Source organism: Rheinheimera aquimaris (assembly GCF_020531985.1).
GTDB lineage: Bacteria > Pseudomonadota > Gammaproteobacteria > Enterobacterales > Alteromonadaceae > Alishewanella > Alishewanella aquimaris.
This window is the reverse complement of sequence record NZ_JAJAVQ010000003.1, coordinates 1-23,255: the sequence shown is the minus strand read 5'-3', so window position 1 is coordinate 23,255 and position 23,255 is coordinate 1. Positions and strand designations below refer to the sequence as shown.

At 50.5% G+C, this 23,255-nt stretch carries 19 protein-coding genes, 1 tRNA gene and 1 pseudogene; 17 read left to right on the top strand and 4 right to left on the bottom strand.

What is annotated here, in order from left to right; genetic code table 11:
* The 5 genes from LHL18_RS09135 to LHL18_RS09115 all read left to right on the top strand — a co-directional run bounded on the left by LHL18_RS09135 (position 1) and on the right by LHL18_RS09115 (position 4,805).
* Complete coding sequence (locus LHL18_RS09135; protein ID WP_226766785.1) at positions 1-1,008, top strand: Kelch repeat-containing protein; 1,008 nt, start codon at positions 1-3, stop codon at positions 1,006-1,008.
* Positions 1,009-1,029: 21 nt separating this feature from the next.
* Entirely contained in the window at positions 1,030-1,422 is a 393-nt protein-coding gene (locus tag LHL18_RS09130) for a YbaN family protein (RefSeq protein ID WP_226766783.1), read from the top strand.
* A 96-nt stretch (positions 1,423-1,518) separates the two neighbouring features.
* Positions 1,519-3,261, top strand: coding sequence for an ABC transporter transmembrane domain-containing protein (locus tag LHL18_RS09125; RefSeq protein WP_226766781.1), 1,743 nt, complete (start codon positions 1,519-1,521; stop codon positions 3,259-3,261).
* A 102-nt stretch (positions 3,262-3,363) separates the two neighbouring features.
* Positions 3,364-3,828 (top strand): VOC family protein, encoded by a 465-nt coding sequence (locus tag LHL18_RS09120; RefSeq protein WP_226766779.1) that lies wholly within the window; start codon positions 3,364-3,366, stop codon positions 3,826-3,828.
* A gap of 38 nt (positions 3,829-3,866) precedes the next feature.
* Complete coding sequence (locus tag LHL18_RS09115; protein ID WP_226766777.1) at positions 3,867-4,805, top strand: carboxylesterase family protein; 939 nt, start codon at positions 3,867-3,869, stop codon at positions 4,803-4,805.
* 15 nt (positions 4,806-4,820) lie between these two features.
* On the opposite strand, the gene LHL18_RS09110 is transcribed toward LHL18_RS09115, so the two are convergent.
* Positions 4,821-6,092, bottom strand: coding sequence for a GGDEF domain-containing response regulator (locus tag LHL18_RS09110; protein WP_226766775.1), 1,272 nt, complete (start codon positions 6,090-6,092; stop codon positions 4,821-4,823).
* Between the two features lie 161 nt (positions 6,093-6,253).
* Between LHL18_RS09110 and trhP the strand changes: the two genes are divergently transcribed.
* From trhP to LHL18_RS09095, 3 genes and pseudogenes are all read left to right on the top strand, one after another.
* The gene (trhP, locus tag LHL18_RS09105; protein WP_226766774.1) at positions 6,254-7,573 is read left to right on the top strand and encodes a prephenate-dependent tRNA uridine(34) hydroxylase TrhP; all 1,320 of its coding nucleotides are present in this window, start codon (positions 6,254-6,256) and stop codon (positions 7,571-7,573) included.
* Between the two features lie 2 nt (positions 7,574-7,575).
* Positions 7,576-7,758: pseudogene (locus LHL18_RS09100) on the top strand (YfhL family 4Fe-4S dicluster ferredoxin); the annotation flags it as partial.
* Positions 7,759-7,864: 106 nt separating this feature from the next.
* Complete coding sequence (locus LHL18_RS09095; protein WP_226766771.1) at positions 7,865-9,397, top strand: carbon-nitrogen hydrolase family protein; 1,533 nt, start codon at positions 7,865-7,867, stop codon at positions 9,395-9,397.
* 5 nt (positions 9,398-9,402) lie between these two features.
* Here the strand turns inward: LHL18_RS09095 and LHL18_RS09090 are convergent, their stop codons facing one another.
* On the bottom strand, positions 9,403-10,173 hold the full coding sequence (locus LHL18_RS09090) for a dienelactone hydrolase family protein (RefSeq protein ID WP_226766770.1): 771 nt from the start codon (positions 10,171-10,173) through the stop codon (positions 9,403-9,405).
* A 168-nt stretch (positions 10,174-10,341) separates the two neighbouring features.
* Here LHL18_RS09090 and moeB point away from each other — a divergent pair, with 168 nt between their 5' ends.
* The 9 genes from moeB to LHL18_RS09045 all read left to right on the top strand — a co-directional run bounded on the left by moeB (position 10,342) and on the right by LHL18_RS09045 (position 22,092).
* A complete protein-coding gene (gene moeB / locus LHL18_RS09085) occupies positions 10,342-11,118 on the top strand; it encodes a molybdopterin-synthase adenylyltransferase MoeB (protein ID WP_226766769.1) in 777 nt (258 codons plus the stop codon).
* Between the two features lie 14 nt (positions 11,119-11,132).
* Positions 11,133-11,663, top strand: a complete 531-nt coding sequence (locus LHL18_RS09080; RefSeq protein WP_226766768.1) for a DinB family protein — start codon at positions 11,133-11,135, stop codon at positions 11,661-11,663.
* 105 nt (positions 11,664-11,768) lie between these two features.
* Positions 11,769-13,130, top strand: a complete 1,362-nt coding sequence (gene hemN, locus LHL18_RS09075; protein WP_226766766.1) for an oxygen-independent coproporphyrinogen III oxidase — start codon at positions 11,769-11,771, stop codon at positions 13,128-13,130.
* Positions 13,131-13,379: 249 nt separating this feature from the next.
* Positions 13,380-16,070, top strand: a complete 2,691-nt coding sequence (locus LHL18_RS09070) for a TonB-dependent receptor (RefSeq protein ID WP_226766764.1) — start codon at positions 13,380-13,382, stop codon at positions 16,068-16,070.
* Between the two features lie 75 nt (positions 16,071-16,145).
* On the top strand, positions 16,146-16,925 hold the full coding sequence (locus LHL18_RS09065) for a family 16 glycosylhydrolase (protein WP_226766762.1): 780 nt from the start codon (positions 16,146-16,148) through the stop codon (positions 16,923-16,925).
* 63 nt (positions 16,926-16,988) lie between these two features.
* Entirely contained in the window at positions 16,989-19,523 is a 2,535-nt protein-coding gene (locus LHL18_RS09060) for a glycoside hydrolase family 3 protein (protein ID WP_226766760.1), read from the top strand.
* A gap of 62 nt (positions 19,524-19,585) precedes the next feature.
* Entirely contained in the window at positions 19,586-20,647 is a 1,062-nt protein-coding gene (locus LHL18_RS09055) for a sensor histidine kinase (RefSeq protein ID WP_226766758.1), read from the top strand.
* Complete coding sequence (locus LHL18_RS09050; RefSeq protein WP_226766757.1) at positions 20,644-21,450, top strand: LytR/AlgR family response regulator transcription factor; 807 nt, start codon at positions 20,644-20,646, stop codon at positions 21,448-21,450. The genes LHL18_RS09055 and LHL18_RS09050 overlap by 4 nt, the downstream gene beginning before the upstream one ends.
* A gap of 135 nt (positions 21,451-21,585) precedes the next feature.
* Positions 21,586-22,092, top strand: coding sequence for a nuclear transport factor 2 family protein (locus LHL18_RS09045; protein ID WP_226766756.1), 507 nt, complete (start codon positions 21,586-21,588; stop codon positions 22,090-22,092).
* A gap of 383 nt (positions 22,093-22,475) precedes the next feature.
* Here the strand turns inward: LHL18_RS09045 and LHL18_RS09040 are convergent, their stop codons facing one another.
* Positions 22,476-22,775: a hypothetical protein gene (locus LHL18_RS09040; protein ID WP_226766754.1), complete on the bottom strand. Its 300-nt coding sequence runs from the start codon at positions 22,773-22,775 to the stop codon at positions 22,476-22,478.
* A 331-nt stretch (positions 22,776-23,106) separates the two neighbouring features.
* A tRNA-OTHER gene (locus LHL18_RS09035) sits at positions 23,107-23,211 on the bottom strand.
* Between the last annotated feature and the right edge of the window lie 44 nt (positions 23,212-23,255).

Here is a 23,255-nt window from a genome sequence, read left to right as displayed (position 1 = left end):
ATGCGAAACACCCTGTTATCACTATTGTTGCTGACGACACTGCCTGCCGCCGCGGCGAATACATTACAGTGGCAGACGCTTGCGCCTATGCCTGTAGCTGTGCAGGAAATTTACCCGGCAGTGCATCAGGGCAAGATATACGTTGCCGGCGGGTTAAGCGATAAGATCTCAGCAGAACAGCAGCAGATGACAGCGCAGGTACAAATTTACGACCCGGCATCAGATCAGTGGCAGGCCGGGCCTGCATTACCACAGCCCCGCCACCATGCTTATCTTGTCTCTGTTGCCGGTAAACTGTTTTTATTTGGTGGTTTTGTGCAGGCCAATGGCGGACGCTGGAGTGCCAGTGCGGACATTCTGTTACTGGATGAAAGCAAAGAAGTGTGGCGCAATGTTGCGCAGCTGCCAAAGCCGCTGACCGAAACGGTGGCGGTGGTACTGAACGGTAACGTTCATTTTGTCAGTGGCCGCTCGCCATCAGGTGCTGAGAATGCACAGTGGCGCGATCAGGCCGATGTTAACTGGCACTGGGTGTTTGACCCGTTAAGCCTGACGGTCAGCAACGCTGCACCGGTTGCGACACCGTTAAACAGCGCCAGTGCCGTTGAACTAAAGCAGCAGCTTTATATGATGGGCGGGCGCAAAGTCGGTGCTGGCAATCTGGCGTTATTACAGCGTTTTGATCCGGCATTGTCGCAGTGGCAACAGCTGGCCCCTATGCCGCAGGCCAGTGGCGGCTTAGCTGCTGCAGCGCTGGGTCAGCATATACTGGTGTTTGGTGGCGAGTATTTTGACAACGACGGCGGCGTTTATGCGCCAGTCTGGCAATATGACGCTGCAGCAGATAGCTGGCAACAACAGGGCAGCATGCCGCTGCCAAGGCACGGTCTGGGTGCGGTGACACTGAACAACAAAGTCTATGTGTTGGGTGGTGCGACCAAAGCCGGCTTGAATGCAACGTCAGCGGTATTGGAGGTGGTAACCGTTGACGGAAATGACCAGGGTTAACCACAAGGCAGTAATAATCTGATGTGGCATCTGACACGAATACTGTTGTGGCGTGCACTGGCCGTTGTTAGCCTGCTACTGGGGCTAATCGGCATCCCGTTACCAGGGCTGCCAACCGTGCCCTTTGTACTGTTAAGTGCCTGGGCGGCGGGCAAGGGCTGGCCGGCACTGGAACAACGCTTGCTAACACATCCGAAATATGGCCCGGCATTGGTGCAGTGGCGCAGTCACGGTATCGTGTCCCGCCGGGCTAAGCTGCTGGCATCGGCGATGATGCTGGCAAGTGCTATAGCGCTACAGTTTTCCGCCGCGCCTTTTTGGCTAAAACTGCTGTTACCGCTGTTCTTATCTGCTGTCGCGGTCTGGCTGTGGCGGCGGCCGGAAGCAATCAAAGCCTTACCGGCGCAACAATAATGTTCGCTCAACTTTTCCCTGACCAAGGATATTGCATGACACCGTATTGGCCTGCCAGGTTTTTAACACGCTATCAACTTACCCCCGGGGGCGACTATGCAACCTGTTAACAAGGTGCTGCCGTGGCTCGCCGGTTTTTTACTGCCTTATCGTAAACAGGTGGCGCTGGCGATACTGTTTTTACTGTTAGGTTCGCTAAGCTGGCTGGCGCTGGGGCAAGGCGTGCGCCTGCTGGTCGATGAGGGCTTTGCGGCGAACAACAGCGGCGAGCTCAACCGCATTACAGTTGGCATTTTGCTGTTATGTGCCTTTACTGCCGCAGCGGTATTTTGCCGTTTTTACCTGATGACTTGGCTCGGCGAGCGGGTAAGTGCAGATATCCGCAATCAGGTGTATCAGCACATGTTAACGCTTTCGCCGTCTTTCTACAGCCAGATGCGCACCGGTGAAGTCATTTCACGCTTTACCGCCGATACGACGTTACTGCAAAGCGTGGTCGGTTCCAGCTTGTCGATGGCGCTGCGTTCAACCGTGACGGCGTGTGGTGGCCTTTTGATGATGGCGCTGACCAGTTTTAAGATGACAGCACTGGTGCTACTGGCAGTGCCGCTGGTGTTGTTGCCGATTATCGTGCTGGGCCGTAAGGTCAGGGTGTTATCGCGCGCCAGTCAGGACCGCTTAGCCGATGTTGGTGCCTATGTCGATGAAAGCCTGCATGAAATTCACACCGTGCAGGCCTATGGCCATGAAGCTTACGACAGACAGTTGTTTGCCGGGCGTATTGAACAGGTGATGCAGACAGCAAAGCAGCGGATTTTTTACCGCTCATTGCTGATTGCCGCAGTGATGTTGCTGAGTATCAGCGCTATGGTGTTAATCAGCTGGGTTGGCGCACATGATGTGCTGGCCGGTAAAATCAGTGCCGGTGAGCTGACAGCTTTTATGTTTTACGCTGTGATGGTGGCAGGTAGTGCGGCGACGATAAGTGAAGTGATAGGCGATATTCAGCGTGCGGCCGGTGCAACCGAGCGCTTGATTGAGCTTGCGACAGCGCCGGTAGATATATACTCGCCGGAAATACCTGTAACTTTTGATGCGCCGGTACAAGGCAGGCTAGCTGTTCGCGAGCTCAGTTTTGCTTATCCGCTTGCGGCGGATAAAACCGTGTTACACGATCTTAATATTGAGCTGAAACCGGGCGAGCGTATTGCTTTAGTCGGGCCAAGCGGCGCCGGCAAAACCACGCTATTCCAACTGCTACAGCGTTTTTATCAGCCGACCAGCGGCCAGATCCTGCTCGACGGTATTGATATCAGCAGTGTCGGTTTGGCCGAGCTTCGTGCCCAGTTTGCGTTGGTGCCACAGGAGTCGGTGATCTTTGCAACCTCGGTATTAGAGAACGTGCGTTATGGCCGCCCCGATGCGACAGAGCACGAGGTCATAGCCGCGTGTGTCGCAGCGCGGGCAGACAGTTTTATCCGTGAATTCAGCGACGGCTATGCTACGCAACTGGGAGAGCGCGGCGTACGGCTTTCCGGTGGTCAGAAACAGCGCATTGCCATTGCCCGGGCTATTCTGGCGGACAGGCCGGTGCTGCTATTGGATGAAGCGACCAGCGCGCTCGATGCCATTAGTGAGCAGCAGGTGCAGCAGGCACTGGATAACCTGATGCAGGGCAAAACGACGCTGATTATTGCGCACCGCTTAGCCACGGTGATTAATGCCGATCGCATTTTGCTGCTGGAGCAGGGCCGGTTAATCGCCAGTGGTACCCATCAGCAGTTGCTGCAAACCAGCCCGCTGTATCAGCAGCTGGCGCAATTGCAGCTGCTGAGCTAACGGCACGTTTAATTAATTTTAGCGATGTACAGAAAAAGGGTAAGCTGTAAAACGCCAGCTATACTAAAACCGTTTTCAACGTTGGGTTAAAAGGAGATGGTTATGTCTAAGGTTCAGGCTGTTCCGGCAGGTTATGCTGCAGTGTTACCCTATCTGGTGATTAAAAATGCCGCTAAGGCGCTGGATTTTTATCAGAATGCGTTTGGCGCAGAATTGATAATGCGGATGGATATGCCGTCTGGCGCCGTGATGCACGCCGAGATGCGCATCGGCGCGGCGGTATTTATGCTCAGTGAACAGAATGATGACTGGGGCAGTAAAAGCCCGGATATGCTTGGTGACAGCCCGGTCACTCTGATGCTATATGTGCCTGACGTAGATGCGTTTGTTGAACGTGCAACGGTAGCTGGCGCTAAGCTGGTGATGCCGGTTGCCGATCAGTTTTATGGTGACCGCAGCGGTTGTCTGGTTGACCCTTTTGGCCATCGCTGGATGATCTCAACCCATATTGAAGATGTCAGTGAAGAGGATATGGCAAAACGCGCCGCAGAACTGTTTGGTGGCTGATAGCGGTTGCCATTAAGGTGGATATTTTCGGAGGGAGAATGAGGCTGTTTAGTTATTTTGCGCTGTGTCTGGTGCTGGTCAGCGGTTGCAGCACGGCGCATAAGCCGACAGTTGAGGCAACTGCGCAGAGCGCACAGTTACTGCGCTTGGATTATGTCAGCAGTATCGACAACGCTGCCAGGCAGTATTTTGTCTATTTACCCTCCGGCTATCAGCAAAATACGAATAAGAAATGGCCAATGCTGCTGTTTTTACATGGCAATGGTGAGCGCGGTAACGGCCTGGACGAGCTCGATTACACGCTGATCCATGGCCCGCTATATGAGGCGTGGGTTCAAAAGCGTGACCTGCCTTTTATTATTGTGGTGCCACAACTGCATATGTTTGGCATGGATAAAGTACCTTATATTGCTAACCGCAGCCGCGATGCTATTCCTGCACGGCTGACGGATGGCGTACCGGCAAGGCCGGCAATGTTTCCATCCGACAAACCGATAGTGCCGGCGGCCATTGCCGGCGATATGTCAGCTGTACCACCGCTGTTACCTGATGGCTGGGAGCGGGCTGAACAGGATCTGTTGGTAATCATAGACACTGTGCAGCAGCAGTTTAATGTCGATGCACAGCGGCGCTATTTAACCGGCATCAGTTATGGTGGTTTTGGTAGCTGGTATCTGGCCAGTAAGCAGCCAGAGCTTTTTGCGGCGGTTGCACCCATTGTAGGCTGGGGACATCCGGATTTAATGGCGCCTATCGCCCATGCTAAAACACCTCTGTGGGTATTTGCCGCCGGGCGCGATCTCGCTATCAACAAAAACTATTTTTATCCGGGCATAGAACGGCTGCGTCAGCTTGGGCATGATAACGTGCGGTTCAGTATGCTGGAGCAAGCCGGACATGATGCCTGGAAACAGGTCTACGCCGGTTCGGACCTGTACCAATGGCTATTGCAGCAGCACAAAACTGCCGCTAAGTGATAAAATACCGCCAAATTAAAGTGCTATTGCCCGGTTACGGCCTTGCTGTTTCGCCAGATACAAGGCTTTGTCGGCGCGGGCGAAGACTTCATCGAAGTATTCTTCCTGCCCGGCTGCCAGAGTGGCAACACCAATGCTGGCGCTGGTAGCTATGCCTTCAGGTTGCAGCTGGTGCAGGCTTTGACACAGCTGCCCGGCCAACTCAGAAGCACGCTGCAGATCATATCCTGTTAGCAGTACCACAAACTCCTCTCCACCAAAACGTGCAACATACTGGTCTTCTGCGCCGCAAAGTGTCTGTAGCATGGCGGCAATTCGCTTTAACACCTTGTCACCAACCTGATGACCGTGTTGATCGTTTATCTGTTTAAAATGATCGATGTCGATAACCAATACCGACAGTGCCGTTTGCTGCCGGTTGGCATCGGCAAAGCGTCTTTTCGCCAGCTCGGTTAAAAAGTGACGGTTATACAAACCGGTAAGATGATCTTTGGTTGCTAGCTCTAACAAGCGCTGACGCTCGCGGGTTAGCTGCTCAATTAAGCGGGTGGACGAAATCAGGTTATTAATACGGGCAAACAACTCTTCATCCAGCACCGGCTTGGAGATGTAATCATTGGCGCCCGATTGCAGCGCCTGGATACGGCGGTTAATACTCTCCAGGCTGGTGACTGCCAGAATTGGCGTTTGCGCAAAGCGGCTATCGGCGCGCAAATCACGGATAAAATCGATACCGGTTTCATTATCCTGCAGCACGATATCGGTCATGATAAGTTCGTACTTGTTATCGCCAAGCAGTTGCATGGCCTGGGCGATCGAAAATGCATGATCCATCTGCAGCCCAAGCCGTTTTAACTTGGCATCGGTGGCCTTGGCTACCGTCAGGCTGTCTTCAAGGTATAAGGCTTTGCCGCTGATGTTATAGCGAAAGGGGCCCAGCGGGATCAGTGCATGCAGGCTCTCTTCCAGCCTGGGCAAATCATCTTTGCGGATAATATCCGTAGCACCGGCAGTGAGTGCTGACGATAACAGTGTTGGCTCGGTTTCTGAAGTAACGATAAAAATCGGCACCTTGGCATTTTGCTGGCGCACCAGCCGGCAAAATTCGATACCAGTAAGATCGGGCAGATACATCGCAACACAAATTATCTGAAAACGCTGCAGTTTCAGCTGCCTGAGCCCGGCAATCGCTGAGTCAACAAAGGTTAGCTTAAAATCGTAACTTTCAAGCATCCGTGACAGGATACGCTGGTAGGTCGGGCTGGGTTCTACAATTAACGCGTCCATCGAATGTCCGTTTTTCAATCTGTTAACGGCCATTCTATAGCAAAAAAAATACAACACAAAGACAACAGCCGACACTGTTGTTAGTGGCAATATTGCGTCAGATCAAAACCCCACTCAGCGCAAACGCTAGAATGAGCGCCTTTTCAGTCTGGGCAAAAGCAATGAGAAAACCTGAGTTACTGTCGCCTGCGGGCAGCTTAAAAGCAATGCGTCTGGCGTTTGCCTACGGTGCTGATGCCGTGTATGCCGGGCAGCCGCGTTACAGCCTGCGCGTACGTAATAACGAGTTCGATTTAGCCACACTGGCCGAGGGCATTAGCGAAGCACACCAGTTGAAGAAAAAGTTTTATGTGGTGGTAAACATTGCGCCACATAACAGCAAGCTGACGAGCTTTGTGTCTGATATGGCAGCGGTGGTGGCGCTTGGGCCCGACGCGTTGATCGTATCGGACCCCGGCGTAATATATCTGCTGCGGCAGCATTTTCCAAAGATGCCACTGCACTTATCGGTTCAGGCCAATACGGTAAACTGGGCAGCGGTAAGGTTCTGGCAGTCGCAGGGCGTAGAGCGGGTCATCTTATCGCGTGAGTTGTCGGTGGAAGAAATAGGCGACATTCGCCGGGAAGTGCCGGACATGGAACTGGAAGTGTTTGTGCACGGTGCGCTGTGTATGGCGTACTCCGGGCGCTGTTTGTTGTCGGGCTACATTAATAAACGTGATCCTAATCAGGGCGCCTGCACCAACAGCTGTCGCTGGCCGTATCAGGTGCATGCGGCGCGCGAGGATGAGGTCGGGCAGTTTAACCCTGTCAGCACGCCCGCATTGCTGGAGGAACAGGGCCGCCCGGGCGAGCTGATGGCCATAGACGAGGATGTGCACGGTACTTATATTCTGAATTCGAAAGACTTGCGCGCCATTGAACATGTACCGGCATTGACAGCTATGGGCGTGCACTCGCTGAAAATAGAAGGCCGGACTAAATCACCATACTATGTTGCCCGCACTGCCCAGGTGTACCGGCAAGCGATAGATGATGCGGCAGCAGGCAAGGCGTTTAACTCACAACTGCTTGACGAGCTGGAGGGCATGGCCAACCGTGGCTTTACCGAAGGGTTTTTACGCCGGCATAAACCGCAAGACTTACAAAACTATGACACCAGCCACAGCGTGGGAGAGCAGTTGCTGGTAGGCGAGTTTATTGCCGAACAAGACGCAGATGGTTTTGCTCTGCTGGAAGTGAAAAACCAGTTTGCCGTTGGGGATGATCTTATACTGATGACCCCACAGGGCAACCATGCTTTTGTACTGCAGGCGCTGCGGGATAAACAGGATAATGACATAGTGCTGGCGCCGGGTGCTTGTTATCAGCTAAAGGTTAAATTGGCCGGACAGCATGATTTACGCTTTGCCATGCTGGTAAAGCAGCTGCCACATAACGTTAAGGCTGCGTCGCAGCCTTTAGCTGTGCCGGCAGGTTAGCCATGCCGGCGCTGATTGAGGCCAGTTGTATTAACTGCGATATGTGTGTGCCGGAGTGCCCGAATGATGCTATCAGCCGTGGCGATAAACACTATGAAGTGGACCCGGCACGCTGTACAGAATGCATCGGCTTTTACGACAAACCGACCTGTATTGCAGTATGTCCGATAGATTGTATCGAGTTAATTGCATGATAAATTTGGGCTTTTTTTAAGCTTAGTCATGCTCAATTCAGCCGGCAGCCGTATCCTGTGTTACGCTTAATGCAGTGTAACTATTGCCGGAGACCCTATGGAAGCCAATCATGTAGAAGTACGCCATCTTACCCGTCAGGATATGACCGAACTACGTAAAGCCTCTGAACAGGTGTATCAGGATGCACCTTTACTGAGCTGGACAGAGCCTGTCGTTGATACCTTGTTGACGAAATTTCCTGATGGCCAGCTGTGTGTCTGCGTCGATGGTAAAGTGGTTGGCTGTGCGTTTTCGCTGATTATTGATTACCGTAAATTCAGTGATGAACACACTTACGAGCAGATTGTCACCGGCTTTAGTTTTGAAAACCATGATCATAACGGCGATGTACTGTACGGCATCGAGGTGTTTATTCACCCGGATTACCGGGGCTTGCGCCTGGCCAGGCGGTTGTATGATGCCCGCAAAGAGCTATGCGAAAACCTGAATTTACGCGCCATTATGGCCGGTGGCCGGATGCCTAATTACAACCAGTATGCCGATAAGCTCAGTGCGAAACAGTACATTGAAAAAGTAAAAGGCAAGGAGATACATGATCCGGTGCTGAGTTTTCAGCTGGCAAATGGGTTTCATGTGCGGCGCTTACTTAAAGGTTATTTGCGCGGTGATACGCAGTCGCAGGAATACGCGACCTTGCTGGAATGGGCCAACATTTATTACACCAAATCAGTGAAATTGATCAATGCACCCAAAGCGGAAGTGCGCCTTGGGCTGGTGCAGTGGCAAATGCGCAATATGGCCAATATTGAACAGCTGTTTGAGCAGATGGAGTTTTTTGTTGATGCGGTATCGGATTACAAAAGCGACTTTATTCTGTTTCCGGAGCTGTTTGCTGCGCCGCTGATGGAACATTACAACCACTTAAGCGTAACCGAAAGCATCCGCCAGCTGGCAAAGTATACGGAAACCATTCGCGATAAATTTATCGAGTTTGCTATTGCGTACAACATTAACATTATTAGCGGCAGCATGCCGTATCTGGTAAAAGGCAAGTTGTATAACAGCGGCTTTTTATGCAGGCGTGATGGCACCTGGGAGCAGTACGACAAAGTGCATGTTACACCGGCAGAAAGACGCAATTGGGCCATGAGTGGTGGTAACCGTGTTGAAGTGTTTGATACCGACTGCGGTAAAATCGGCATTATGATTTGTTACGACGTTGAGTTTCCTGAGTACGCCCGGCTATTGTCTGAGCAGGGTATGAATATTCTGTTTGTGCCGTTTTTAACTGACACCCAAAATGGTTATACCCGGGTGCGTCACTGTGCGATGGCCCGCGCGATTGAAAACGAATGTTATGTCGCTATTGCCGGTGCGGTGGGCAACCTGGCCCGGGTGAATAACATGGATATTCAGTACGCGCAGTCAGCACTATTCACCCCATCTGACTTCGCGTTTCCCACCACCGGCATTAAAGCGGAGGCGACACCTAACTCAGAGATGCTGCTTATTGTTGATGTTGATCTGGACTTATTAAAAGAGCTACACAGTCACGGCAGCGTAAATACTATGAAAGATCGCCGCCATGATGTGTATCAATTATCACTGGTAAAACCGAATGTGAAATAACGCCGCTATTGCTGCAGCATGGCTAGAAAGGCGTTCCAGCTATGCTCGTCGGCCTGGCGGTTGTACTCAAACGGCATGCCAAATTTTTTGCCGTTTTCAGTCGCGTGTTTGTCGGTAAAACTGTGTTTGGCGTCGGGGTAGTTCAGCACATCAAAGCGAGCGCCGGCATTAGCCATCTCCAGCGTAAAGTCACTGACTTGCTGTGCTGGTACAAAAGGGTCTGAACCGCCGGTGGCCACCAGAATGTGTGCTTTAACCTGGCCTTTCTTCGCTGGCATCTGCGTGCTTAGCATGCCATGAAAACTGGCAACACCGGCCAGATCTGCACCTTTACGTGCTTGATTTAACACCACAGCGCCGCCGAAGCAGTAGCCAATAGCGTACAGCCTGGCAGGGTCAACAGAGGGCAACTTTGCCAGTGCGGTTTTGGCAGCGTCAAAGCGGGCCTGCATTTTGTCTGAATCTTCCAGTGCCTGCTGCATAAAGGCTTTGGCGTTATCCGGATGTTCAGCCACTTTGCCATGGCCATACATATCAACCGCTACAGTGCTGTAGCCCAGCTCAGCCAGTTGTCTGGCGCGGCTGCGGGCATAATCATTAAAGCCCCACCACTCGTGCACTACAATAACGCCGGGTCCGGCACTTTTGGTGTCGCTATTGCTGTATATCACCATCTGTCCCAGTCCAGCTGGCATACTCAGTGTTTGCTCTGTTACGGCGCTGTGGCCGGCAAAGCTGATAAGCAGTAGTACTGTCGCGGCAAGATAGTTTTTCATGGCATGTCTCCACAGATTGGCTGTTGTCAGGATATAGTACACGACTAAAGCTATGTTAGCTGAGTATCAGCATAGTGGTAAAATACGCTAACAGCCTCATTCTTAAGAGGCATATTCGCCATTTGATATTCTGCGCTGACAGCTGAATTGATAAGAGAAGAGCAACCAATGATTAAACCGGTTACCGCGGAGCAGGCCATGCGTTATAGCCGCCAGCTGATGCTGCCGCAACTTGATTTTCGCGGCCAGGAGGCGCTGCTTGGTAGCAAAGTATTGTTAATTGGCATGGGCGGCTTAGGTTGCGCCGCAGCGCCTTATCTGGTGGCGAGTGGCGTGGGCAGTATTACGCTGGCAGATGATGACAGTATCGACAGCAGCAACTTGCAGCGGCAAATTCTGTATCGGGAGTGTGACGTTGGCCTTAGCAAAGTGGAACAAGCGGCAGCGAGCTTGCGTCAGCTAAATAGCGGGATTTCGGTTAGTGCTCTGTCCCGGCGGTTGAGTGACAGCGATTTAGCAGCAATGGTGCCTGAGTTTTCTCTGGTACTGGATTGCACTGATAATTTAACCAGCCGTAACGCAATTAATGCTGCCTGTGTTAAAGCACGGGTGCCGCTGGTGTCTGGCGCGGCTATACGCTTTGAAGGTCAGGTAGCGAGTTTCAGCATGCAGGGTGATGATGCCTGTTATCACTGTTTAAGCCAGTTGTTTGGTGAGCAACAATTAACGTGCATGGAGGCCGGAATTTTAAGCCCGGTAGTCGGTATTGTTGGTGCTATGCAGGCGCTTGAAGCAGTGAAAATTCTGGCCGGCGTTGGCGCGCCGTTATACGGCAAGCTGCAACTATTTGATGCGCTAACCTGCCAGTGGCGACAGTTAAGCCTGAACAAAGACCCGTTGTGCAGTGTATGCGCAACCCCGGCACTGGCAACAAAAACCGAGTAATCACAGGAGATAGCATGACAGTACATCAGGCACAGATGGAGGGGTTTGCTAAGTACAACGCCGAGTTTAACAGCCGTTTGTATGGGCTGATTGGCGGGCTAACGGATGCTGAGCGCAAAAAAGATATGGGCGCTTTTTTTGGCTCGATACACGCTACGCTAAATCACATTCTGCTGGCAGATAGAATTTGGCTTGGCCGTTTTGCCGCAGCATTTCCCGCTATGCGGTCACTGCAACAGGCAGAGCTGGTGCACAAGTTTGATTCATTACGGGACGAGCTCTATGCTGACTTTGTTAAGCTTAAGGCGCAAAGGGCGATTACAGATGAGCTGATTATCAATTGGGCAGCGGAGCTGACCGCTGAGCAGCTGGCCAGCACCATGAAGTACCGTAACTCCCAGGGCATGCTGCGCGAACACCCCACCTGGGTTGCGGTAGCGCATATGTTTAATCATCAAACGCATCACCGCGGCCAGATCACTACCTTGCTAAACCAGTTAGGCCACGATGCCGGTGTAACCGACTTTGTCGCTTATATTAGTTAGCCAACCAGACTTACGATAAGCGCTTGCGGCAGATCAAAGTTACTGCCGCTTAGCCGCTTTATAATGGCTTTGCCGCTACCGGCAGCCGTTATAACAGAGGCGACAATGCAGACTATTAAATGGGACCCTGAGTTAATCAATAAGTACAATATCAACGGCCCAAGGTATACCTCTTACCCGACCGCGCTGTCTTTATCAGAGAATTTTGATTTATCTGTTATTCCCGGTGCTATCAGCCAGGTTCAGGATGAGCTGAGTCTGTATGTGCATATCCCGTTTTGCCACCAGCTTTGTTATTACTGCGGCTGCAACAAAGTGGTGACCCGCCATCAGCATAAAGCTGACATTTATCTGGATGCGTTAGTGCAGGAAATGCAGCTTTATGCACCACTGCTTGATACCAAGCGTATTAAACAGCTGCACTTGGGTGGGGGTACGCCAACGTTTTTAACCGAAGTTCAGTTAAGCCGTTTGATGGCCATGCTGCACAAGTACTTTACGCTTAACGCCGATGCTGAAATCAGCATTGAAATTGACCCGCGCAGCTGCAGTGACGACAAGCTGGCGCATTTACGCAGTTTGGGGTTTAACCGGGTGAGTTTTGGGGTGCAGGATCTGGATGAAAAAGTGCAGATAGCGATTAACCGGGTGCAGGATACTGGGCTTATCCGCCATCAGGTAGCGCTTAGCCGCGAGCTGGGATTTAGCTCGGTTAACCTGGACTTGGTATACGGCCTGCCGTTTCAGCAGCCACAAAGCTTTGCCGAAACGGTAGAAGAAATTATCCGTTTAAACCCGGACCGCATTTCCCTGTTTAGCTATGCCCACTTGCCCGAGCGTTTCGCGGCGCAGCGAAAAATAGCGGACAGTACCTTACCGGATGCGCCGGCGAAACTGGCGCTGATGCAGTTAGCCGTTAGCCGCTTTGTTGGCGCGGGTTATCAGTTTATTGGGATGGACCACTTTGCTAAACCGAATGACGCACTGGCTAAAGCTCAGCAAGCCGGTAAGCTGCAGCGTAATTTTCAGGGCTACACCACGTCAGGGCAGGATGCACTGGTTGGCCTTGGCGTATCGTCTATCAGCCAGGTAAATGGCGTACTGTGGCAAAACAGCAAAGAGCTTACCGACTACTATGCGTCAGTAGGGGCCAGTGCATTACCGGCGCGGCGTGGTTTTAGCTTAAGCGCCGATGATAAATTACGTGCCGCGCTGATAAGTCAGTTAATTTGTCATTTCGATCTGGATATCACTGTGTTTAGCCGCAACTGGCAGTTGCCACATTTTTGGCAGTACTTTAGCGATGCGCTTGAGCGGTTGCAGCCGTTTATGGAAGACGGCCTGGTTGAAATATATGCTGAGCGCATAAAAGTTACCGATACCGGCAGATTGTGGGTTCGCAGTATCTGCGCATGCTTTGATGCGTATTTAAATACCAGTCAGCGGCATTATTCCAAAGTGGTGTAAAGTCTGGCAGTGCTAAAGCTGGCCGGTCACTACTCAGACAAACACGCCTTACACTGTGTTGTAAAACATCCCGCGATATTAAATATAACTCGAAGCAGCTGGCAGCTTTCGGGTTGTATTGTCAGCAATTCGCTTTACCGAAATGATATAGCCTTCGTCCAGATGCCCCAACTAAAGTGCTGAAAAAAATAACAACAGCAGGGTAGTTGTACCTGCAAAAAACTAAGTACACCCCGGGGAGGATAAGACATGTTAAAGCTTAGTACTATAACTATGGCCATCGTGATGGCTTGTGCATTACCGCTTGGCGCGCAGGAAACTGAGCAGACAGCGGATGATACAGCGAACCAGGCAGCAGCAAAAAATAACACCGCAATCGAAGTGATTTCGGTAACCGCAACCAAGCGTAAAACCAAATTAATGGAAACACCCGTAGCAATATCAGCGCTCAGTGAAGCGCAGCTTAGGCAAAGCGGGGTTAATAACGTAAAAGATATCGCCGACTTAGTACCTGGGCTGGATATCTCGACTGCTACTGATCAGGCTGCACCAGTTATTTCAATGCGTGGCGTGCGCTCTACTAACATTACGGAGCTGGGCGATCCGGCGGTTGGCGTGCATTTAGATGGTATCTATTCGCCGCGGATGCAGGGTGCATTGGCACTGATGTACGACGTAGAGCGGGTTGAAGCGCTACGCGGGCCACAGGGGACGCTATTTGGTCGTAATTCAACGGTGGGCAGTATCAATGTTATTTCAGCCAAGCCCGATTTTACCGGTGTTTCTGGCAATATTAATGCTGAAGCAGGCCGGTTTAACAGCAAAAACCTCGGCGGTTTTATTAACATTCCGCTAAATGATGAATTTGCTGTGCGTATTGCGGCTAAAGGCTTAAAGCGCGACTCTTATCTGGAAGGTTACTGGGACCCAAACCAGTATGACACCCGGCATCTGAGTGACGAGGTTCTGAACGCACCGGTTATTTCGGAAGACTCTTACCAAGGCGTTGGGGCAACCGTAACACAGCGGGAGAACTGGTGGATAGATGGTGCTGGTACTGATCCTGAGGCGCAGCGCGTGCGGGCGCTGACACCGGCCGACAAAAGCGACTTTTACAATAATGCCAATGAACATTCTTTTCGTATCAGTACCTTATGGCAGCCAGCGAGCGGCCAGTTCAGCAACCACACGGTTTTTCAGCAATACGTCAACGACAGTGCCGGTACGCTGGATTTAGTCAATTGTGATCAGCTGCGCGGCCGGCCGGCGGAATTTGGCGGCGATTGCTCGTCGTTTTTACCCAGCGATAATACCTATCAGGCCGTTGTTAACGTACCGGGCGAACTGAACCTGGATATTACCTACCTGCGCAATACGCTGAACTACACACTCAACGATGAGATGAGCCTGGTATGGCTGCTGGGCTACGAGGACATGGACAGATCGTCTGCACAAGACAGCGAAACTGGCTTAGATCCGTGGGACGGCGCTATCTATTTCCTTAAAGGAACCGGCGCGACGTCTTACTCTACCGAGCTACAGTTACAGTCTGACGAGTTTGGCGATTTGGTATGGATTGCCGGTATTAATTATTTCCACGAAAAGACCAAAACTGTGGGTTATTACGATAACCCGATGGATGATAAAGCGTTCTGGGATCAACCGGATCGCTCAACCGAAGCTTATGCATTATTTGGCCAGGCCACGTACAACATCTCTGATGATTTGCACGCCACCTTTGGTTACCGTTTCAGCCACGAAACCAAACAGGATAAAGGCGGCCGTACTTATCGCTGCTCGAACGCCGATGGCTGCGCGCCGGGCTGGTTAAACCGCAGTGTACTTAATGCGTTACCGGTGGATTATTTTAATGACCCGGCACTTTATGCCTCGTACTTTGAAAACGACAATAAAGGCCAGTGGCGTAACCACGATTTCAGAATCGGCCTGGATTACAACCTGAGCGCTGATACCATGCTGTACAGCTATCTGGCGTCGGGCTTTAAAGCTGGCGGTATCGGCGATGTATTTGAGGTGGTAAACGACAGAACCGGCGAAGTCAGCCGCTTTGAAACCCAGTTTGACCCGGAAAAAGTGCTGACGCTGGAGCTTGGCGCCAAATCGAGCTTTTTCGATAACTCATTGAACCTGCAAGCGGCGTTTTTCTATACCGATTACACCGATATGCAGTATGCCTCTGTTGGTTCTATCGGCAATGTTGAGCGCTTATCGCCGGTTGAAGATGAAAACGGCGCCCCGATCCTGGATGACAATGGCATGCCAATCCTGGATTATCAGAACCAGCCGGTGATTGCCTACTATACGCAAAACGTGCCGGGCGCCACCATTAAAGGCCTCGAGTTCGAGTTTGACTGGAAACCTTATCAGAACGGCCGTATTAGCGGCTATGCCACCTGGACCCATGCCCGTGTTACCGAGGATTGGATCACCAAGTGGGATTACGACCCGGAATACCTGTTTGGCTTGTCGTATGAAGACTCGATAGACCCGGAAAACACCTTGCTGACCACTAACCTGAAAGGCAATGACCTGGCGATGACGCCGCGCTTTACTGCCAATGTCAGCTATACCCACAGCTTCGACTTAGGCCGGTTTGGCTTTGTACACGGCTGGTTTAACCTGAGCTGGAAAGATAAGTCTTACACCACTATCTGGAATCTGGATAAACATCTTGACGATATGGACTTTACCGTCAGCGATGAAGCCGCGCTGTACATTACCGATAAACGCGATGCCTACACCATGGTAAATGCGTCATTAAAATATGAACCGCAAAGCCAGGCCTGGTACGCCGAAGTGTTTATCAATAATGCTACCGACGAAGTGGTGCAGTACTGGAATAACACCGGCAAAGGTATTAATAAAGGCAGCTTTGGTATGCCACGTTACTACGGTATCCGGGCTGGCTTTAATTTCTAACGCCAGCTCTTCAATACTGCGTCCGGGCAGCACCTTTGTGCTCCGGGCGCTTTATCCCGCAACAAACAGGACATCATGATGAAAAACACCACCAAGCTCATCTGTGCTGCTTTTTGTTTTGTTAGCACATCGCCGGTTCACGCCGGCTATTTTAAAGACGACTTTAGCTGGGGCTTTAACAGCGGCATCTGGTCTGCCAGAACGGGCACTAATGGCTCACCCTTTGGCTGCGCTTTTACGCCGGGTATGGTGTCACCAAGCTCGCACGGTATTACGCTGGTGCTGAATCAGGGCAGCTGTGCCGAGCTGCAAAGCCAGGCAAGTTATGGTTATGGCAAAGTACAGGGCGCGCTGAAAACCGGTAATACGCCAGGTACTGTGGCATCAATTTTCACCTACACCTCTTGGTGGGATGCGCCCGGCAGGGCCTGGCAGGAGATTGATATCGAGTTTTTGCCCTCGCTTGGCAATGTGGTACATACCAATGTGATTTATCAGCCTCAGGGCGGCACTTATCAAAGCTGGGAGCAGGACATCGACCTTGCTCAATATGGCCTTAACATTCAGCAAAATCTGCTGACTATAGGTTTTGACTGGAGTGCAAGCCAGATCCGCTGGTATCTGTATGATGCCAGTGGCAATGAGCAAACCCTGCGCACGGTTTACAAAGATAATGGCGATGGCTATCTGGCAAATGACGAAATCCCGGCTTATGCCTGGCCGGTCGACAATACCAGAATCATGCTAAACCACTGGCATGGCGACAATTCTCAAAGCGGTGTGTACTTTCCTGGCCAGTACTATGGCGACACGGCCTGGGCTTATTACGATTTTATTGAATACATTCCTCATTAAGTACAAGTGTCTGCAGTAATGCCTTAGCGGCATTGCTTTACTGCAGACGTATAGGATTTCACTATGTCATTTGTTTCATATTCGACGCTGACTAAAACCTTAGGTGTTTGTTCAGCCCTGTTGGTTTGCCATATTAACGCTAATGCAGCAAACCTTAGCTGGCCTAAAGTGAACACTACGCTAAAGCCCGATCCGGCCATAGAACAACAGCTGGATGCCATGCTCGCCGGCATGACGATTGAGCAAAAAGTGGCGCAACTGATCCAGCCTGAGATTGGTTATTTAAGCGTGGCACAGATGCGCAAATATGGTTTTGGCTCTTACCTTAATGGCGGCAACACCGCCCCTTATGGCCAAAAGCAGGCCGATGCCAAAACCTGGCTTAAGTATGCCGATGAAATGTACGCCGCCGCCATTGATAGCAGCGAAGATGGCAGTAGCATTCCTACCATCTGGGGTACGGATGCGATGCACGGTCATAGCAATGTATATGGCGCGACCTTGTTTCCACACAATATTGGCCTTGGCGCAGCGCGCGACGCTGATTTAATCCACCGCATAGGGCAGGCGACGGCGAAAGAAGTGGCGGCAACCGGCATTGAATGGATGTTTGCTCCCACCGTAGCGGTGGTGCGGGACGATCGCTGGGGCCGCACTTACGAGAGTTTTTCTGAACACCCGGATATTGTGGCTAGTTACGCAGCCCCTATGGTAACCGGCGTTCAGGGCGAAGTTGGTGATACATTTTTAACCGATTATCGCCGTATCGCCACCGCTAAGCACTTTGTCGGCGACGGTGGTACCCAAAACGGCATCGACCGTGGTGATACGGTGACCACAGAGCAAGAATTGCGTGATATTCATGCCGCCGGCTATTACACCGCTATTGCAGCTGGCGTGCAGTCGGTTATGGCGTCCTTTAACAGCTGGAATGGCAAAAGGGTGCATGGCGATCGGTATCTGTTAACCGAGGTGCTTAAACAACAAATGGGCTTTGACGGCTTTGTTATCAGTGACTGGAATGCGCATAAGTTTGTTGATGGCTGCGATTTAGAGCAATGCGCCGCCGCCTTCAACGCTGGCGTAGATGTGATGATGGTGCCGGAACACTTTGAAGCCTTTTACCACAATACCCTGCAGCAGGTAAAAGACGGCGTTATTTCTGCTGCGCGGCTCGATGATGCTGTAAGGCGGTTTTTACGTGCCAAAATACGCTGGGGCGTGTTTAGCCGTGGTAAACCGTCCAGCCGGCCCGAATCGGCAAACCCGCACTGGTTTAATGCGCCTGAACACCGTGAGTTGGCCAGAGAAGCAGTAAGAAAATCGCTGGTGTTGCTAAAAAACAACGATAATCTTTTGCCGCTGTCGCCAAAAAGCAAAGTGCTTATTGCCGGTGATGGCGCAGATAATATTGCCAAGCAGGCCGGTGGCTGGAGTGTGTCCTGGCAGGGTACTGATAACACTAATGCCGATTTCCCCAATGCGACATCTATTTATGCCGGTTTACGTCAGCAAATTGAGGCTGCCGGCGGCAGTGCTGAACTAAGTGCAGACGGGCAATACCGCAACAAACCCGATGTCGCGATAGTGGTGATTGGCGAAGAACCTTATGCCGAATGGTTTGGTGATATTCAGCAGCTGGAATACCAGCAAGGTAATAAACGCGATTTAGCGCTGCTTAAACGCTTAAAACAGCAGAATATTCCTGTGGTGACAGTTTTTCTAAGTGGCAGGCCGCTGTGGGTGAATAAAGAGCTTAATGCGTCTGATGCCTTTGTCGCGGCCTGGTTACCCGGATCTGAAGGCCAGGGCATTGCCGATGTATTGCTGGCAGACAAAGGCGGTGTCATTCGGCATGATTTTCATGGCAAACTGAGTTTTTCCTGGCCCAAATTTGATGATCAATACCTGCTGAATGTCGGCCAGGCGCAGTACGAGCCGTTGTTTGCGTATGGCTATGGCCTGACTTATGCTGACAAGACTGAACTTGCGCCCTTATCTGAAGCAACACGGGCACAAAGCGTAGAAGATAACGCAGAGCAAACACCACTGTTTGTCAGAAACTTAGCCGAAGGCATGTTGTGGGCTTTGTCGGATAGCAGCGCGGCGTTAAAGAGCTTTAATACACCCTCAGCTGTCAGTGCCGATGGTCACAGTATCACTATGCAGTCTGTCAATTTGGCCTATCAGGAAGATGGCAGAAAATTTGTCTGGCAATGCGCTGATAACAGCGTATCGGCCAGTTTGATCTACGCCGGTGCGCAGCCAGTGCCGCAAGATATCCGTAGCAAATCTTTGCAGCTGAGTATCCGGCTTGACAGCAGCAACATGCAAAATGAGCTAAAAATAGCAGCAATGTGTCAGCAGCAAAGCTGTTTACGTACGGTATCGCTGGAACCTGTGCTGCAAAACATGGCTGCAGGCAAGTGGTATAACATAGCGTTACCGCTGCATTGTGAAGGCGAAGCAGGCCCGGTAAACTTAGTGCAAGAGGCGGTACGGTTTACAGCAGCACAGCCGTTTAGCCTGGCTGTAGCAGATATTGCCTTAGTTAACACCGTAGCATCATCCACTATCTTACTGGAGTGCGCGCAGTAGCAGTAACGGGCTGGCCCGGCAACCAAAGCTGCCGGGCTGACATTTACGTTGAAGGTTAGCCGTTGATAAAAATCGATTCCAAAAGGCAGTTGTTTTGGTTGTGCCAGTATTGTGGCTGGCTGGCGTATGCGTTACTTACCGAATTGATGATTAAAATGCCGGGGCAGGAGCCCTGGGTTATCCATCTGCCGCATCTGGTGCTCGACACCTGTTGCGGCTTCTTTATTACCTTGTGGCTCAGAAAGCTATATACCGGTTTCAGGCGAAAAGCTGCCGGTGTCAGTATCAGCATGCATATTATAAGTTTGCTGGCGGCTTCATTGCTGTGGACGCAGTTTAAATGGCACAGTTTACAGTGGTTTTATGGCACCTTGTGGCAGCCGATGACCTGGTTTGATTTTGGTACTTGGACATCCGCCTCTATGACGATGCTGGCGACCTGGACCGCCGGTTACTACGGCATAAAAATCTATCTTGATAACGCAGAGCAGCGCCATCAGGCAGCAGAGGCATTACATCTGGCGAAAGAGTCGCAGCTTAAGATGCTGCGCTATCAGTTAAACCCGCATTTTATGTTTAACAGTATCAATGCTATTTGTACGCTTATTCTGAAACAACACAATGCCAATGCGGTGGCGATGCTGGAGAAACTGTGTGATTTCCTGCGCTACAGTTTATATACCGATCCACTGGCAAAAATTACGGTGCAGGATGAAATTGCCATACTGCAAACCTATGTTGATATAGAGCAGTGCCGGTTTCAAAGTGAGCTAAAGGTACTGATAACGGCTGAACCCTCTTGTTATGCGCTGCTGATGCCATCGCTGTTATTGCAGCCACTGGTGGAAAATGCGCTAAAACATGGCATGGGGCAGAAAAACAGTATCATTATTGCCGTCAACTTTACCCAGGTTGCTGACAAGCTGCATATTTGTGTCAGCGATAACGGCGCCGGCTTTGAGCCGTCGGCACCGACATCCCTGGGTATTGGCATCAAAAATTGTCATGAGAGGCTACAGCTGATTTATCCCGCTGCCAGCCAGTTAACCCTCGGTAACAGTGAAAATGGTGGTGCCAGAGTGAGTATATCTATCCCGCTGGAACTGGCTGAGAACAAGCGATGAAGCAGTTAAAAACACTACTGGTAGATGATGAATACAGTGCTATTGAAGGGCTGGCCATCCGGCTGGAAGCTTTTTCGCAGATTGAGGTAGTAGGGTATGCCCGCAATGTTACTGAAGCCTTGGCACTTATCAGTAAAACCGAGCCGGACTTAATTTTCCTTGATATTGAAATGCCAGGCCAATCCGGCTTTGAGCTGATAAAACAGCTGCAACCGGAAACCTGCCCGGCCATTATTTTTGTCACTGCCTTTCATCAATATGCGGTGCAGGCATTTGAGGTACGGGCGCTGGATTATTTGCTTAAACCAGTGAAAAAGGAGCGCCTCGCCGAAGCCATAGCCAGGGTTGCAGTCAACCTTGATATAGGTTCAAGCAAGCAACATATGCTGGAAGTGGCTGACATCATACAAACAGGTGACGCAGCAGGGCTTGCTGACACTGCACCAGCGTATCGGATTGAACAGGAAAAGCTGGTGATACAGGACGGGCATCACCCCGCGCAGCTGATCCCCTATCGGGAAATAGTATGGATAGATGCTGCCGGCGATTATATGTGTGTTCACACCAGCACTGAGACCTTTGTGATGCGCGCCAGGATGAAAAGCCTGATCAACGATGTACTGCCTGACGGCTTTTTACGGATCCACAAATCAACCATTGTAAACCTGCAGTATGTGGTAAAACTCGAACCCTTAATGAATTCAGAGTACAACCTTGTGTTAACCAACCAGAAATCGTTAAAAGTCAGCCGCACGTACAGCAGGCAGCTAAAGCTAAGCCTGTGTGGTATCCGATCAGACTAGTATCGCCTCGAGCTGCATACACCTTTCTCAGACAATAATGCAATAACTTAAGACAATCATGTTACCGCTATCCGTCCTTCCTGAACCAAATTATAGGGGTGAGCAACTATAGACTGGTAAAGAGGAGAAGTTGATATGACAACATCCAAGCATGTTTTCAAAGCCTTTATACTTTTATGGGGCCTGATGAATGTAGAGCCTGTACTGGCAAAGTCTGACGACGCAATTACACAGCAGAATAAGCAATTTATTGCACAGGCTTTTCAGCAGTGGGCTGATGGTGGCGGCACATTCTTTCAGGATGTACTCTCAACTGACGTGATTTGGACCATCAAGGGAACAGGCCCTGCAGCGGGCATTTACCGGGGGCGTGATGCATTTATAGAACAGGCTGTAGCGCCATTTGCGGCCCGGTTATCTTCATTTGTTAAGCCAACAGTTAATAACATATGGGCAGACGGTAACGATGTGGTTGTTTATTGGGATGGCGCCGGGGTGGCCAAAGACGGGAAACCTTATAACAATAGCTTTGTGTGGATATTCAAAATGGAGAACCTGCGAGCAACTGAGGTTATCGCTTTTCTCGATCTGAGTCAGTATGAGGATGTTATTAATCGCATACAGCTTACTGCAACGCCATGAATCTAAACAAAGATGAAGTAGGGCAGGCAATTTACCTGCCCAGAATAAATGAAATAGGGTGAGGCGTTAGGTGCAAATTTGAAGTTTTGCTGAAAGTGGCCGGGTGGTAGATATGTTAACTAACAGCTGGTCGGCTACATCAGGTTGGAATCGTGCGATTAGATCGCCCGGTGCAATGGTGTCGTCAGTTGTTTGCAGGGAGTACTCTTTTGCAGTATTAACGCACCGTAATGTGAATATGTCTTCGTGTTTAGAGGTTATTACAGCCATGCCTGTGCTCATGATATCTCACCTTTTTGTGTAACACGCCTGTTTTGTCTTTCAGGGTTTTCCGGTCATGCAAATTCCAACATGCTCGGAGTTACTTTTGCAATTAACGCTGGCTATCCTGCCGAACGCTGGTTTGATAGTAAATCTGATAGTTGCTGCGTTTTTAGATGTGCCATCTTGGCATTTCGTTTCATTTCAGCCCGGCTATTCGCTAAGTACATTTGTTCTACAACGGTGGATAGCGAAATAAGAATTTCCTCTGTTTGGGGTTTGCTGGTTCCTCCAATTAGTGACGGTATGGTTTGCAGTAAAAGTTGGCTTGCTGTGTACGCTGCGGCGGGCGCTACAGCACGTTCTTCCCACGCTGTTAAGGCTTCTTCCACTTTAAGAACAGCTTTTAAGGCTTTGCTCATGCTTACGCTCTGGTGGTTTGTTGGGGTGTTAAGTGTAGTAAGCACATACGAGAATTTCAAAATCAAAATAAACAAAAATGCAACATTAAAAAACATGGTTTTGATATTTAAAGGTTAATAGCTATTTTGATCCGGCCACTGGGTTCAGCGGCAAGCAATAATAATGGGAAAAGGTATGCTACTGCTCCCTGACACCCCATGACAGGGCAGAAGCGCTAAGAAAGTTTCTACAGTGCATCACTGCGCTTTTAAGGAATTTTAACAGCTTATTGATAGTGGAGTTCTGAAAGCAAAAACGCCACCTTACAGGTAGCGTTTTTAAGAAAATTTTTGGTGCGTCCTAGTGGACTCGAACCACCGACCCCCACCATGTCAAGGGGTGTAATTGTGCATTAAAAAAACGTTTATATCACTTGCACTAGCTCAGATTAAACGCAGATGAAATTAGCTCAGTTGGTTCGAGGTATATTAGTTAGATTG

Excerpts from the sequence above, each read along its gene's own strand:
- LHL18_RS09135 (WP_226766785.1), top strand. The coding sequence starts at position 1 with ATGCGAAACACCCTGTTATCACTATTGTTGCTGACGACACTGCCTGCC.
- LHL18_RS09130 (WP_226766783.1), top strand. The coding sequence starts at position 1,030 with ATGTGGCATCTGACACGAATACTGTTGTGGCGTGCACTGGCCGTTGTT.
- LHL18_RS09125 (WP_226766781.1), top strand. The coding sequence starts at position 1,519 with ATGCAACCTGTTAACAAGGTGCTGCCGTGGCTCGCCGGTTTTTTACTG.
- LHL18_RS09120 (WP_226766779.1), top strand. The coding sequence starts at position 3,364 with ATGTCTAAGGTTCAGGCTGTTCCGGCAGGTTATGCTGCAGTGTTACCC.
- LHL18_RS09115 (WP_226766777.1), top strand. The coding sequence starts at position 3,867 with ATGAGGCTGTTTAGTTATTTTGCGCTGTGTCTGGTGCTGGTCAGCGGT.
- LHL18_RS09110 (WP_226766775.1), bottom strand. The coding sequence starts at position 6,092 with ATGGACGCGTTAATTGTAGAACCCAGCCCGACCTACCAGCGTATCCTG.
- trhP (WP_226766774.1), top strand. The coding sequence starts at position 6,254 with ATGAGAAAACCTGAGTTACTGTCGCCTGCGGGCAGCTTAAAAGCAATG.
- LHL18_RS09095 (WP_226766771.1), top strand. The coding sequence starts at position 7,865 with ATGGAAGCCAATCATGTAGAAGTACGCCATCTTACCCGTCAGGATATG.
- LHL18_RS09090 (WP_226766770.1), bottom strand. The coding sequence starts at position 10,173 with ATGAAAAACTATCTTGCCGCGACAGTACTACTGCTTATCAGCTTTGCC.
- moeB (WP_226766769.1), top strand. The coding sequence starts at position 10,342 with ATGATTAAACCGGTTACCGCGGAGCAGGCCATGCGTTATAGCCGCCAG.
- LHL18_RS09080 (WP_226766768.1), top strand. The coding sequence starts at position 11,133 with ATGACAGTACATCAGGCACAGATGGAGGGGTTTGCTAAGTACAACGCC.
- hemN (WP_226766766.1), top strand. The coding sequence starts at position 11,769 with ATGCAGACTATTAAATGGGACCCTGAGTTAATCAATAAGTACAATATC.
- LHL18_RS09070 (WP_226766764.1), top strand. The coding sequence starts at position 13,380 with ATGTTAAAGCTTAGTACTATAACTATGGCCATCGTGATGGCTTGTGCA.
- LHL18_RS09065 (WP_226766762.1), top strand. The coding sequence starts at position 16,146 with ATGATGAAAAACACCACCAAGCTCATCTGTGCTGCTTTTTGTTTTGTT.
- LHL18_RS09060 (WP_226766760.1), top strand. The coding sequence starts at position 16,989 with ATGTCATTTGTTTCATATTCGACGCTGACTAAAACCTTAGGTGTTTGT.
- LHL18_RS09050 (WP_226766757.1), top strand. The coding sequence starts at position 20,644 with ATGAAGCAGTTAAAAACACTACTGGTAGATGATGAATACAGTGCTATT.
- LHL18_RS09045 (WP_226766756.1), top strand. The coding sequence starts at position 21,586 with ATGACAACATCCAAGCATGTTTTCAAAGCCTTTATACTTTTATGGGGC.
- LHL18_RS09040 (WP_226766754.1), bottom strand. The coding sequence starts at position 22,775 with ATGAGCAAAGCCTTAAAAGCTGTTCTTAAAGTGGAAGAAGCCTTAACA.